We start from the raw sequence: 13,946 nt of genomic DNA, 5'->3' as shown, positions 1-13,946 counted from the left end.
TTTACTGCATATTCATTAGATAAACTGTCATCGCCAGCTGAACCGGCGACAGAATCCCTGTCATGATCAGTATGGCTATAGAAACCGGGAGCCTGAACTTTTCATTTCCCTTCCGGAGAAACAGGGCATGGGCAATGGCGGCAAAAATACCAATGCTGCTCACAACCAGTGAAACAACAAGACCCGCCGTGGTGCCTTTATAAGTTTCCACCAGTCCCCAGAGCAACACAAAGAAAAGGGGGAAATGAAGCAGCAGAAACAGGCTTATTCCTCCCTTCATGCCGACAAGCTCCCATTCCTTCCAGTAACCGGAGTCTACTTCATGATTGATAAGGACCACGGCATTAGCCAGGTAAATCCAGAACACTATCTCACGCATCGCTCTTCCCCCTCTTCTGCTCATGGATCATTTCCTCCATGAATTTAATGTATTTCCGGAAAATCTTTTTCCCCTCGGCCGTTAAGAAGTATGATGTCTGGGCCTTTCCACTCATGATCTCCTTTTTTTGGCCGATATATCCAGCTTCCTGGAGCTTCTGAAGATGTGAGTATATGGAGCCGTCGGTGCCGCCGATTACTTTTTTCAAACGGTTAAAGGACACGGGCTCCTCCTTATACAGTATAGTCATCATGGAAAGACGCGTCTTCTCAAAGAAGACGCTGTCGAACTGAGTGAACAGCGTATCAATGGTCATTGACTTCCTTCTCTCTTCGACGTGTGACAAGGCCCGCCAAAACGAACGTGGCCCCCAGGATCATGCCGGTAATGATAAAAAGGTTGTCCCCATCCAGCTCAAAAAGATAGAGCACAATGGCCAGGAGCATATAAAAATAGCCAAAGCCGAAATAAAACTGGTAGGATATCTGCGCGAAAAAAACCATGAAGATGCCGAAGGTAACCAGAATCAGATACGGGATGAAGGCAAAGGATGAAACACGCACCACCAGGTAGTATATGAACCCCAGGCCGGTCATGAGGCCCACAAGGGCCCAGGCCATTTTTATCATCGGCCTTGATAAAAGAGGCATGGCCTCCCTGTTCATCTTCCTGATCCATGCCAGAGTCTCAAAGAATAATCCGGCAAGAAAAACAGGAAGCCAGACCTTAAGAAAAATGGCCGATATATCCAGCTGCATAGTGCGCCGCAGCAGGTAATGGATCAGCGTCCCGGCGAGAATGAGTCCCGCCCAGGTGAAAAAAGCCCAGTATTCAATAAGGGGTTTTTCGTCCACCTTCAGCAGCAGTGATTTGATGGTGGCGATATCATCGGCGTACTTTTTAAGATCACGGTCGTTCCGTTCCTTATCCATGGCAATTACCGTATACTTTTATTTACAAAGTCACTTTGCTTTACAAAGTTACTTTGTAAATAAAAGTACAAAATTCTCCTTCCATCGTCAAGTTTATCCGGCGTTTTTTCTTAAAAAAAGATTGATAAGGCAACCCCTATAAATCATTATATGGATGTTCCCAAAAGTAAAGACAGGCGGACATAATCCGATTGCAATGAATAAATACATCCTGATCTTCATCACGTTCCTGGCGGCGTCTTCAATGACCTCGCCCGAAGCCCCATGGAAACTCCGCCTGGACAGGGAAGCCATCCGGGTCTTCACCAGGCCCACAGTACATTCTACCGTGGAGGAGCTGAAAGGTGAATGCGTCATTGATGCTCCTGTTGAAGTCATCTGGCAGGTCTTTCTCGATGTCGACTCCTACACGGAATGGGTGGGTGACTGCCGGGAATCACGGAAATTCAACTGCAGCGACATGTTCAGTTGCACCCTCTATTACATGATAGGTTTGCCCTGGCCCATTGCAAACCGCGATGTGGTCCTTCGCTCCTCGGTGGATATCATTGACGGCGACACTCTCATAGCCTCGGTTTCCGTTCCGGAACCCTCGCCGGTGCCCCTCCGCCCCGGCTGCGTGAGAATGACCCGCATGAAGGGCCGCTGGATCTTCCGCCGCCTGGCGGACAGCCGGACCTATGTATCCATGGAATCCTGGGCGGACCCGGCCGGAAATATCCCCGCCTTCATCATCAATCATGTGAGCGTAACAGTACCCTTCACCACGCTGAAAGGGCTGCGCTCCATGGTCAAAAAAGAAAAATATATCAGAGCCGCCGCCGGATTTGATTACGGACGCTTTATGAAAAAATAAATATCCTGATAAAATGAGCGAACCGGTTATTGCTATCATTACATCGCAGACATCTTTGCGCAGAAATTTCCTGAATTTACAATTTGAAGCTTTCCCGACTTAAAAAAAACTTGCACGTTTATATATATACCGTACACTTACTAATTATGTTGCACTACCCGGCTATATACCTGTTTATTCTCTTTGGAGGTTTTTTCAGTATTATTCTGGGGATTGGTCAGATAATTATCATACGCCGAAAGGGCAACCATATAGTTCTGGCATTACTACTCTGTTTCATAGGTATTTATCAGCTTAGCAACGGTTCCCCACTACTAATTGAACTGGGACTGATACAGAAAGACTCATTGTGGCTACAGGCCGGTCTCGTCTCATTTTATGCGGTTGGCCCCCTTCAGTACACCTACTTCATGAATATTATAAAGGCCAGATCTCTTTCCCTGCCCTATATCCTGATAAATCTTATTCCTTTTTTCCTCGTTACAATGATTATAATACTCCCTTCCGCTCTTACCGGCATTAAGCCATCGCATTTCTCAATTGAAGGTCAGCTTCACCAGACTATAGCCATCTCTTCCGTGGGGTTATATCTACTCTATCATTGCAGAGTAACAATTCTCTTTATTAAAATTTTCCGCCATGCCTCCGGTGAACGCCGTTCAGTGCTGATTTTTGCCGGCATAATAATAGTAGCCCTTTTCCTCCTTGCCGTATTGTGGTTCTTCATCTTGTTTTCACCTTCACTGATGCCCTTTATTCATTTTACAGTTACAATTATTATAACAGGGATCTTTCTTTTCAGTTATCTCCAACCGGCGCTGCTCTTCATCATTAGTCTTGAGGCTGAATCCATTCGATATAAAAACACACGTGTTGATAATCTTGATATAAAGACTATCTGTAACCGATTGAACGATATTATGACCGCTGAAAAGATGTACTGCAATGATAATCTCACACTGGCTGCTCTCGCCTCCCGAGTTGATGTTACACAACACCAGCTCTCCGAGATTCTTAATCGTTTTATGAACCGCAACTATGCGTCCTATATCAATGAATTTCGCGTACGGGAGGCTGAAAGGATGCTCCATGATGATCCGGAACTCACCGTACTGGACGCAGCTATGGCAGTAGGCTTCAATTCCACATCGGCTTTTTATAATGCCTTTAAAAGGTATTTCGGTGTTTCACCATCCCAGGTACGAAAAAAAAAGAATTAACGGTTTCCTGATTTATAATTCAGATTGCATGAGATCATCCCACAGGGTAAAATGAAGCAGCTCAAACCTGAAAAGGTTAAAAAGTTGTGATTACCATCACAGGAGAAGATTTCATGAAAAGAATATCAACGGGGATTTTATTGATTTTTATAGTTACCTTGGCAGTCACCGGATGCGATAACGGGTCAATTACTGAGAAGAAAAGCAGCTATTTTTCATATTCAGGATACAGTTCGCCAGCATATAAAGACTATAAGCGGGCCACACAGCTGGTTCCCATGAAAGATGGCGTCAATCTCGCGGTGGATGTTTTTCTCCCCACGGACGGGCCTCCCGCTGATCAATTCCCGACAGTCTTTGTCTTCACTCCCTACAACCGCGCCTTTTGCTGGCTCGATATGCCATGGTGGAAAAAACTTGTCGCCTTTGTTAAATCGGGAAGCTCCGGTCCGATCTTTCACTATGGGATGAAAAAGGAAATTCAGCTTCTTCTAAAATATGGTTACGCCTTTGTCATAGCCGACATGCGCGGATGCGGCGCATCAACCGGGAGCCAGGTCCCCTTCACGCCCGTCATTGTGGACGATGGAGAAGAGCTTCTGCAATGGATTTCCGTTCAGAAATGGTCAAACGGTAAAATAGGCATGATGGGACAATCATACCACGCCTGGATCCAACTGATGCTTGCCTCGAGAAATCCGAAATCACTGAAATGCATCATGCCGGAGGTGATACTTTCAGAAAGCTTCAGTGAAGGTGTTCGCCCGGGCGGAATCGATGCGGTCTCATGGATGGAGCAGTATGCTGATTTTCTCAAGGGTCTCAACCTTAGCATACTTGATCCCGACCGGCGGGTATTCCCCGTGGCACCGGTAATCGATGAAGATGGTGACGGAGACCTGGCTGACGAGATACCCCTTTCGGACCATGGCGACACCCGCACCTTCCTTGATGACGGGAAACCGCGATACAGGGATGGTTCAAAACGCCGGGACGTTTATTATAAAACAATCGTAGAACACCGGAAAAATATACCCTTTTCCTTCATGAAGCGTGCCAATGCGCCCTACTTTGACAGTATAAACAACAGGTTCCTGAAGGGATTGCGATTTCAAAACGCTAGCCCCCTCTTTTATACAGACCTCATCGCCCGATCGGGAATACCAATCTACCATGTGGGAGGATGGTTTGACGGCTTTTCCCGGGGCACAATGAAGCTCTTCGCAACATTGCAGCACAACGGTGTACAGAAACTGCATGTGGCACCCAGGTTTCACCTCCCCTATGTTACTGACGCCTACGTAAAACACCTGGAATACAAAGAAAATTATCCGGAGCAGCTGGAACTGGAACGCCTGCGGTTCTTCGACCGTTATTTGAAAGACATCGAGAACGGTATCGATAAAGAGCCGCCGGTTTCCCTTTATGTAATGAATCGAGGCTGGCGTCTGGAAAAGGAATGGCCCCTGGCAAGACAGGAGATGACTTCCTATAATTTTTCTGAAGAGGGCCGTCTCATGCGAATAATTGGTTTGCCGGGACAGGATGTCCATTCTATCGATTACACACAACGTTCCGGGTACGGGGAAGAAGATATCAATCGATGGATTATGATGAAAACACCAACCAAGATCATGGAACGAACTGATCTTGACAGGCGATGTATGGTCTATGAGACCGAACCCCTAGCTGAAGATATGGAGGTTACCGGGCATCCCCTTATGACCATATATATGACATCAAATCAGGCCGACGCCGATGTCTTTATCTATCTCTGTGATGTGGATCAGTCGGGACGATCCCTCTATGTATCAGAGGGGCAACTTCGGGCGGGATGGCACCGCACCTTTAATGACGATGATCAGGTGCTGGGAAAATTTGACGTCCAACCAAACCTCCCGTGGCACGGATACAGGGAAAGGCAGTTCGATCCTGATCCCTTTAGAGAAGGCAAGCCAGTTAAGCTTTCATTTGATCTTATGCCGGTCTCCTGGCTGTTTAAAAAAGGGCACCGTATACGAATCGCCATAGCCGGTGCTGATGACGGAAACTTCGAAAAAAATCCGGCAACCTGTTCCGGTGAGAGCCCATGGGATTGTCCCGAAACATTGTGGAGCATCTATCGCGGAGACAGGTACCGGTCGCGCATTGATCTGCCCGTAATACCGGCAAAATAGTTGATAAAATATTCCGGGAATAACGCGGAAACTGATTAAAAATATTAAATATTTATTGACAGGACTGAACAATGGCCATGTATGTCTGAATCAGTAATAAAAACATTATAAAACTATGAACCCGAAACGTGTAAACAGTATTATGAGCATCCTTACCGAAACCATCCTTTCAGTGGTCGTGGTCGTGGTGCGCTCATATACATACCGGTTTACACCGTAGGGAAATAAACAATCAGAAGATCCAAAAGCCCCTGCCGGTGTAAACCGGCAGGGGCTTTTTTTGTTTACAGCAGAAAAAAACAGGAGGAGCCATATGAATAATTATTCACTCACAGGAGCGCAGATCATCGTCAGGTCACTGGAGAAAATGGGCGTCACAACGGTCACGGGCATCCCGGGCGGTGCAAACCTGCCTCTCTACGATGCTCTGCAGGGAAGCTCAATCCGTCACATCCTCGCCCGGCATGAACAGGGCGCGGGATTCATCGCCCAGGGAATGGCCCGGTCCACGGGCAAGCCGGCGGTATGCATAGCAACATCGGGGCCCGGGGCTGTCAATCTTCTCACGGCCATCGCCGACGCCCATGCCGATTCCGTTCCCATCATCGCCATCACCGGGCAGGTCCCTACGGGAATGATCGGGACCGACGCATTTCAGGAGGTTGATATTTATGGTATGGCCCTTCCCGTTACAAAACATATTTTCATGGTCCGCCACGCCCGGGAACTGCCCCATGTCATCAACGAGGCCTTCCGTATTTCCCTTTCCGGCAGGCCCGGCCCGGTGCTTATCGACATTCCGAAGGATGTACAGCAGCAGACCGCCGACGCTATCTGCTTTCCCGGGCCGCCGGAAATACCGCTGCCCCGGCCCTGCAGCGGGGAAACCACAGACCAGATTGCCCGAATGATCGACGAAGCCCGCAGGCCGCTGATCTATGCAGGCGGGGGCATTATCGCCTCCGATGCCTCCCATGCCCTGGGAACCCTGGCCCGGAGAAACAGTATTCCCGTGGCCCTGTCCCTCATGGGGCTTGGTTCCTTCTCTCCCGATGATCCGCTCTTCCTGGGGATGCTGGGCATGCATGGCGACCGCAGCACCAATCTCATCGTCGAGGAGTCCGATCTTCTCGTGGCCGTGGGAGTCCGCTTCGATGACCGGGCCACAGGCAAGGTTCGGGAATTCTGCAGGCACGCATCAATTGTTCACATTGACATCGATCACTCTGAAATCGATAAAATTAAAAAAACAAATCTGTCTCTCATCGCCGATGCCCGTTCAGCCCTCACCCTTCTGGCGGACCAGGTAAGCGTCCGCCGCCGGCGGCGATGGATTTCCCGCATAGATACCCTGAAAAAATCATTGCCGGGTATCAGGGAAAAGGTATACGCCGCGAATCACCCCCTGGCCATAATCCAGCATGCGGGAGCGGTCATGGACGACAGCGCCATTATCACCACCGATGTGGGACAGCACCAGATGTGGACCGCCCAGATGTACCCTTTCCGCCGCCCCCGCGGCCTGCTCACATCGGGCGGACTGGGAACCATGGGATTCGGCCTTCCCGCGGCCATCGGCGCAGCCCTGGCAAATCCCGGCAGGAATGTTCTCTGCATCAGCGGTGACGGTTCCTTCCTCATGAATCTCCAGGAACTGGCCACCCTGGCAGATCTGAACCTGAACGTGAAGGTGCTGATCATGAACAACAACCAGCTGGGCCTGGTGCGGCAGCAGCAGTCCATGTTCTACAACAGTAACTTTTTCGCGTCACAATTCATATCGAAGCCCGATTTCGCCCGTATCGGCGAGGGTTTCGGGATACGGAGCATTAACCTGGACGGCGCCGCGGACCCGATATCACTTTTATCCCATGCCCTGAACACGCCGGGCCCCTGTGTCATAAACGTGCCCCTGGGAGAGGAATTTGATGTTCTTCCCATTGTCCCTCCCGGTGCATCCAATATTGAGATGATCGGAGGTGAACTGTATGAATGAAATCATACTGGAACTTATTGTCAGAAACCATCCCGGCGTGATGTCTCAGGTGACGGGTCTCTTCTCCCGCCGCTCCTTTAACCTGGAGGGAATCCTCTGCGCGGCAATGGGAAAGGCCGGGACAAGCAGGATGTTCCTCCTGGTTGGAGAAGATATCCGTCTTGAACAGGTCCTGCGTCAGCTGGGAAAACTTTATGATGTCCTTGATATAATCGTCCATGACCGGAAAAACAGCGAAATGTACGCAAAAATGGAAAGACTTCTTAAAGAAGTTGCCGGATAGGGGAATATATTGTCATTATAATTTTTTTATTGACTTTTCAATCAATACGACATAAATCTGACAGGCAGGTACCGGCTTTAATATAAAGATATCTGACAAAATAATGAAAAATAATATACATTTTCTTCTACCCTGCATATGCCTCTTGCTGTTCATGACGGTATTTCTCCCGCGGCTCAGGGCTGAAACCGTCGTACTCAATGAAAAAAACTCCTACGATGTACACCTTGAGGTACTGGAAGACCCCGAGGGAACCAGGAGTTTCAATGAAGTGTTCGAAACGGACCTGTTTAAACCGGCGGTCAGAACCAACTACGGTTTCACCTCACTGGTCATATGGTCACGCTTCTCCGTGACCATACCGGAAAACAGCAAAGAGCTCTGGTACCTCGAGATAGGGTATCCCCTCCTCGACAGCATTGATTTCTACATCAGTGACGGGAAATCCATCCAGTCACGTACCATGGGCGACAGGCTCCCCTTCCGGGACCGTGACATCAATCACCACAATTTTCTTATTCAGTTTCCCGTCAAGGCCGGGACATACGACTGTTACTTCCGCGTTAAGACCGAGAGCTCGCTGAGCATTCCCGTACAGATACTTTCAAGCAGGGGCGTCATCTCGGAACTGAATATACAGAAAACCTTATTTGGCATTTTCTATGGCATCCTCCTTATAATGATTATATACAACCTACTCCTGGCCATTTCCATGAGGGATATTACCTATTTCTGGTATTCATCCTTCCTCATATCGCTGACTCTTGTATCCCTCTCGCTCAATGGCTATGGATTTCAGTACATCTGGCCCACTGTTCCGGCCCTGAATAATATAACACCGGCCACGCTCTTCTTATCCATAATCACCATGATATCCTTCAGCCGTTCCTACATGAACACGAAGGTTAACTTCCCCATGTTTGACCGGGTGGCATTTTTCTACGGTATATTTATTACGGCATGCATCTTCATATCCTTCCTTGTTCCTTACTCTCTGGGTATCCGTGTGGGAGCGGCGGCATACCTGCCGGGAATAGGCATCATCGCCTTCCCCATGGCGGACTCCGTGATCAAGAAAAACCGCGAACACCAGATGTACACGCTGGCCTTTTCCACCCTCTTCGTTGGCGTTATCGTCACCGTTCTGAACCGCTTCGGCCTCCTTGCCAACCACACCTGGTCGCTCTGGGGGTTCCAGATGGGGGCCACGGCCAGCATCGCCCTCTTCTCCCTGGGAATGGCAAACAAGGTCAACAACCTGAATATAAACCTGCGAAAACTCAATGAGAATCTGGAAGTGAAGGTGCAGGAAAGAACCAGTGAACTGATTGGAACCAACGAGGAACTGGAAGCCGCTTTTGAGGAGATGGAGGCGGTCAACGACAACCTGGTCACCCTGAACCGCGAACTGGAAGAAGCGCATAACATTCAACAGAGGGATATGCTGCTGGCGTCCAAAATACAGACATCATTCCTTCCCTCGGTGACGCCCTCATCGGACCTGTATGATATCGCCTTTCTCTTCAAGCCTTCGGCGGGAATTTCCGGCGACTTCTACGACTTCTATCATGAAAACAACATTCTCACGGGCGCCGGCCTCTTCGACATCTCGGGGCACGGCGTATCATCGGGGCTTATCACGCTCCTTGCCAGGTCCATCGTGTTCCGCATCTTCAGTAAATATAAAAATGAAAAACTGAATACCATCACGGAAATCATTAACAACAGGCTCATCAGTGAACTGGGCGTTGTGGATAATTATATAACGGGAATACTGCTTCGTTTCAGAGAGGACAAGATAGATTACGTCAACTGCGCCCATCCCGCCATGCTCTATAGAAAGAAGAGCACGGGGAAAACCGGCATGGTTATGAACAAGGACGGCCTATCCGTGAGCGGGCCCTTTCTGGGAATTGAAACCCTCCTGGAACCGTATCATGAGTTTACCCTCGTTCTTGAAAAAGATGACTGCCTTTTCCTTTTCACCGACTCTCTCGTTGAATCGAGAAACAGCAACGATGAACCCTATGGAGAAATTAAACTCCTGCAGTCCCTTGAAGAGGCTCCCCATGGCGATGCGGCCTCAATCCTTGACTATATCATGCAGCGGTTTAATTACCATACAGGCAACGCGAATAAACTTCGCGACGATCTCACCGCCATTCTTATCAGAAAAAAGATATGAATATCTTTCAAAAGCCGGTGAACACTTTCCGCACCAGCGGTGCAAAATCTCCCATTTCTTTTCCATAAGGACTGAACCTGAAGGCATAGCTGCAGGGCATCCCCTTTTTCAGTTTAAACTCTTCGTGAACATTGGCAATTGCCGGCACATCACCGCCCACGCCCTGCTGCCGATAATCGATATTCACGGTGATGAAATCCCGGTCAGGCAGTTCATGGGGATGCCGGGCCTCCTCCAGGTCCTCCATGCCGTAGGGCCACGCACTCACATTTAAAAGGGTGCCCCCCGCATCGGAAACCAGAAATCCCTTCCCCTCATTATCGGTAAGAGCCATCCATCGCACATCATCCCTGTTCCCGTTTTCCTGGGGCCGTATGTAATCATGGATCAGGTCTTTTACTTTTCCGGAATACCGCCCCACGGCAGCCCCGGTTTTCCGGTCCCATTGCGTTTCATGGGGTCCCCGGCCAAGCCAGGTCATGGTATCGTACCGGCGGGGAACGGCCATCTGCATCCCGAAACGGATCATGTCAAGCGCCGGTGTAAAGCTGTTCCGCACGATAACATCGCCGCTGCCGTAAACTGAATAGACCGTTTCGAAATAGCTTTTTCCCCGGGGAACGCGGGAGTGGACTGCTATTTTTATTAAACCCGGCGTTTTTTGTTCCACCTGCACTTTCTTCACCCGCATTCGATGGGCCGCCCTTTTCCATGGCCCGGGCCTGTATAGAAACGATACATAGTTTCCCACGCCGATATCATTGTCCGTGGGAGCGCGCCAGAAATTGGGCCGGAGCGGCGCAACCAGCATCTCCGTTCCCCGGTACATAAAAGATTCCAGCGCGCCGGTTCTGCCACCGATCCTGACGGTAAAATCCCCGCCTTCAATTATACAGTCACCCTTCTCCTCCCGCAAAGTCACGGGCGCCATGGCATCATGAGCATCATGAAGCTCCTCCTGTGCCGTTTCAAAAAGAGGAAACTGTTCCCATGCCGCAACATGACCGGCTTGCGCCCACGGTTCATCATGGTTCAGCACAAAGCGCAGCATGAGGTGGTGCCATACCCCGGGCCCCGGTCCGGTTGTAACAAAGGGAATGACCATTTCCCGGCTCTCTCCCGCCGGGATGGCCGGCAGTGGACATATTCCCCGCTCCACGACTTCACCATCGCCGGTAAGTTCCCACTCCAGGTCCAACCCTTCCAAAGATATAAAATCATGGCTGTTCCGAATTTCCACCCTGCCCGTATCGACATCGATGGCGCTCACGGCGATACGCTGATAAACCTTTTTTACTTCATAAAGAGCGGGCTTCGCACCGCGGTCCGGCATGATGATCCCGTCGGCGCAGAAGGCACCGTCGTTGGGACTGTCGCCGAAATCACCGCCGTAGGCCCAGAACATATCCCCTTTATCGTTCTTCTTCGCCAGGCACTGATCGGCAAAATCCCAGATGAATCCTCCCATCATGCAGGGATATTTTTCAAAAACATCCATGTATTTCTGAAAATTTCCCAGGCTGTTGCCCATGCAGTGGGCGAACTCGCAAAGGAGGCGCGGCTTTCCCGCATACTGTGACGGCTTCACCATAGTCCCCGGGTCCAGCATGGTCCGCTCGGCCACACCTACCCTCGTCCTTTTCCCCAGGCCCGTTTCCTCGAGCTGCTGCGGCGACGAATACATGGTGCTGAAAATATCGGATATGTCCAGGACATGGTCGCCCTCGTAATGTATCGGCCTTGTATCGTCGATGGCCAGCGCGGCCTCTTTCATTTTCCGGAAGTTGTCGCCGTAACCGGCCTCGTTCCCCAGGGACCAGATGATTATGGAAGGATGATTCTTGTCCCTCTCCACCATGCGGACCATGCGGTCCACACAGGCGCCGGTCCACAGGGATTTGCTCCGTGGTATGCGCAGGCGCAGGCCGTGGGTTTCCAGGTCGCATTCGTCCATGACATACAGGCCGTATTCATCACAGAGTTCATAAAAATAGGGATCATTGGGATAATGGCTCATACGAACGGCGTTGATATTGTTCTGTTTCATGAGCCGTACGTCGGCGGCCATGGTTTCCCGTGCCACGGTCCATCCCGTAAAGGGATCGAATTCATGTCGATTGACGCCGCGAAGAATCACGGGCCGCCCGTTCACAAGAAACCTGCCGTCCCTGATCTCAACGGACCTGAAGCCGAAACGGCACCGCAGTGATTCCACAACAAGGCCATCGGGCCCCCTGAGATCAAGAACCACCGTGTACAGGACCGGCGTTTCGGCGGACCACTTTGCGGGGCAGGCCACCGGGGCCTCCATCTCCACCGTGGATTCTCCCTTTCCGGCAGGGCCGGCCTTCCCCGTCATGATTACCGGCCCGCCCACGTGCCCGGTATGGACATCGAGGAGCGATACTTCGAGGCGGTGCGTTGCCGCATCGGTTTCTCCGCAGTTGCGGATCGCGGCCCGGACCATGAGTCGGGCGTCATGGTATTCGCGGTCCATTTCACAGTGCACGTAAAAATCCCGCACATGAACTTTCGTAAGGGCCCGCAGGAAAACACCGCGATAAATGCCCGACAGGCGCCACATATCCTGATCTTCCAGGTAGGAGCCGTCGGACCAGCGGTACACCTCCACGGCCACAATGTTTTCACCTTCGCGGACAAAATCCGTAATATTGAATTCCGCCGGGGTCATGGATCCCTGACTGTACCCGGCCTCACGGCCGTTAATCCACAGATAGAAAGCCGATTTCACTGCTCCGAAATGAATGAATATTTCCCTGTCGCCCCATTCGGGCGGCACGATGAAGGTTCTCCGGTAGGAACCAACGGGATTGTGTTTTCGCGATATGCGGGGCAGCCTCCATGTGCCGATACTCTTCGGATATCTGATATTGGTATAGATGGGAACATCATATCCATGGAGCTGCCAAACCGACGGCACCGGTATTTCATCCCAGTCATCAACGGAAAATCCGGGGCGGTAAAAATCCATGGGACGGTCAGCGGGATTGTTCACCCAGTGAAACTTCCACATACCGTTCAGGCTCTGCCTGAAGGGCGACGATTCATCGTCGTATACCGCGCGGGCATCCTCCTTGTTTCTTCCGATCATGAGGGGATTTTCCCAGTCCGGTCTCTGTTTCATGAAATACCTTTCCATTTATTTTTTTCTTACCGCCTCAAGATACAGGGAAAAGAGCTGGCTCAGCATAAGAGACGGGTCCATGCCCTGTTCCCTTGCCAGGTGACCGCCCCGGAGAGTAACGCGCTGGGCCATGCCCAGCAGGGAGTTGGACAGGGTCCGCGACACAAGCTGCGCATCAATATCGGCCCTGACCGATCCATCACGTTTCCCCTCCTTCAGCAGCAGTTCCAGGGGGTCGTCACCGGCCCCTACAATCCGGACAAATTCCGCTTCCAGTGTCTCCGAGGGATATTCTCCGGAAAAATAATGATCAAACTCCCCGGTGAAACGTATCTTTTTTTCATTTTCGGCAATATACCGGTCAAGATGCCGGAAGAGCTGCTGCAGCTTTTCAAAGCCCGTCCCCTTCAACAGGGGCAGCATCCTGCCCACATCGCTTTGGAAGTCCCTGAAAATCCGGAACTCAATTTCGAAAGCCAGTTCCTCCTTGGTGGGATAGTAGCGGTACAGGGTCCTTCTGCTGAGCCCGGCCTCCCTGGCAATATCGGTCATGGATGATTCAGCCAGACCCCGGGAAATGAAAATTTCCTCGGCCCTATCGAGGATGGCCGTTCTCCTCCGGTCCATCTCTCCATCCCGCTCCTTCCCCCCATAAGCTCTTTTTTCCCTTTCCACCATAAAATACTTCACATCCCCGTTATATTCAAAAAATTACCCACGAAAGGCGGGCCATACTGTTCTACAAACAGTTATCTGTATGACACAAGTGTGTC

General features: G+C 50.6%; 11 protein-coding genes. 6 read left to right on the top strand and 5 right to left on the bottom strand.

All coding sequences use genetic code 11. From position 1 onward, the window contains the following. Position 1: 1 nt before the first annotated feature. The 3 genes from CVV44_16870 to CVV44_16860 are packed head-to-tail and all read right to left on the bottom strand — an operon-like array spanning position 2 to position 1,311. Positions 2-379, bottom strand: coding sequence for a hypothetical protein (locus CVV44_16870; protein ID PKL37304.1), 378 nt, complete (start codon positions 377-379; stop codon positions 2-4). Continuing rightward, complete coding sequence (locus CVV44_16865; protein ID PKL37303.1) at positions 372-695, bottom strand: ArsR family transcriptional regulator; 324 nt, start codon at positions 693-695, stop codon at positions 372-374. Before CVV44_16865 ends, CVV44_16870 begins: the two co-directional genes overlap by 8 nt. Beyond that, the gene (locus tag CVV44_16860; GenBank protein ID PKL37302.1) at positions 685-1,311 is read right to left on the bottom strand and encodes a hypothetical protein; all 627 of its coding nucleotides are present in this window, start codon (positions 1,309-1,311) and stop codon (positions 685-687) included. Before CVV44_16860 ends, CVV44_16865 begins: the two co-directional genes overlap by 11 nt. Before the next feature lie 154 nt (positions 1,312-1,465). Here CVV44_16860 and CVV44_16855 point away from each other — a divergent pair, with 154 nt between their 5' ends. The 6 genes from CVV44_16855 to CVV44_16830 all read left to right on the top strand — a co-directional run bounded on the left by CVV44_16855 (position 1,466) and on the right by CVV44_16830 (position 10,028). Continuing rightward, a complete protein-coding gene (locus tag CVV44_16855; GenBank protein PKL37301.1) occupies positions 1,466-2,167 on the top strand; it encodes a hypothetical protein in 702 nt (233 codons plus the stop codon). 146 nt (positions 2,168-2,313) lie between these two features. Further along, positions 2,314-3,387, top strand: coding sequence for a hypothetical protein (locus tag CVV44_16850; protein PKL37300.1), 1,074 nt, complete (start codon positions 2,314-2,316; stop codon positions 3,385-3,387). 113 nt (positions 3,388-3,500) lie between these two features. Then, positions 3,501-5,564, top strand: coding sequence for a hypothetical protein (locus CVV44_16845; protein ID PKL37299.1), 2,064 nt, complete (start codon positions 3,501-3,503; stop codon positions 5,562-5,564). Positions 5,565-5,877: 313 nt separating this feature from the next. Continuing rightward, positions 5,878-7,560: an acetolactate synthase, large subunit, biosynthetic type gene (gene ilvB, locus CVV44_16840; protein PKL37298.1), complete on the top strand. Its 1,683-nt coding sequence runs from the start codon at positions 5,878-5,880 to the stop codon at positions 7,558-7,560. Continuing rightward, positions 7,553-7,843, top strand: coding sequence for an acetolactate synthase small subunit (gene ilvN / locus CVV44_16835; GenBank protein ID PKL37297.1), 291 nt, complete (start codon positions 7,553-7,555; stop codon positions 7,841-7,843). Before ilvB ends, ilvN begins: the two co-directional genes overlap by 8 nt. A 103-nt stretch (positions 7,844-7,946) precedes the next feature. After that, positions 7,947-10,028 carry a hypothetical protein gene (locus tag CVV44_16830; protein ID PKL37296.1) on the top strand — a complete coding sequence of 694 codons (2,082 nt, stop codon included), beginning with the start codon at positions 7,947-7,949 and terminating at the stop codon, positions 10,026-10,028. A gap of 7 nt (positions 10,029-10,035) precedes the next feature. On the opposite strand, the gene CVV44_16825 is transcribed toward CVV44_16830, so the two are convergent. Further along, complete coding sequence (locus tag CVV44_16825) at positions 10,036-13,188, bottom strand: hypothetical protein (protein PKL37295.1); 3,153 nt, start codon at positions 13,186-13,188, stop codon at positions 10,036-10,038. After that, positions 13,189-13,851: a hypothetical protein gene (locus CVV44_16820; protein ID PKL37294.1), complete on the bottom strand. Its 663-nt coding sequence runs from the start codon at positions 13,849-13,851 to the stop codon at positions 13,189-13,191. Positions 13,852-13,946 lie beyond the last annotated feature (95 nt).

The sequence above is a fragment of the Spirochaetae bacterium HGW-Spirochaetae-1 genome (genome assembly GCA_002839375.1).
Lineage (GTDB): Bacteria > Spirochaetota > UBA4802 > UBA4802 > UBA5550 > PGXY01.
Note: the sequence above shows the minus strand (reverse complement) of the source record. Positions and strands in the feature narration are given on the sequence as shown.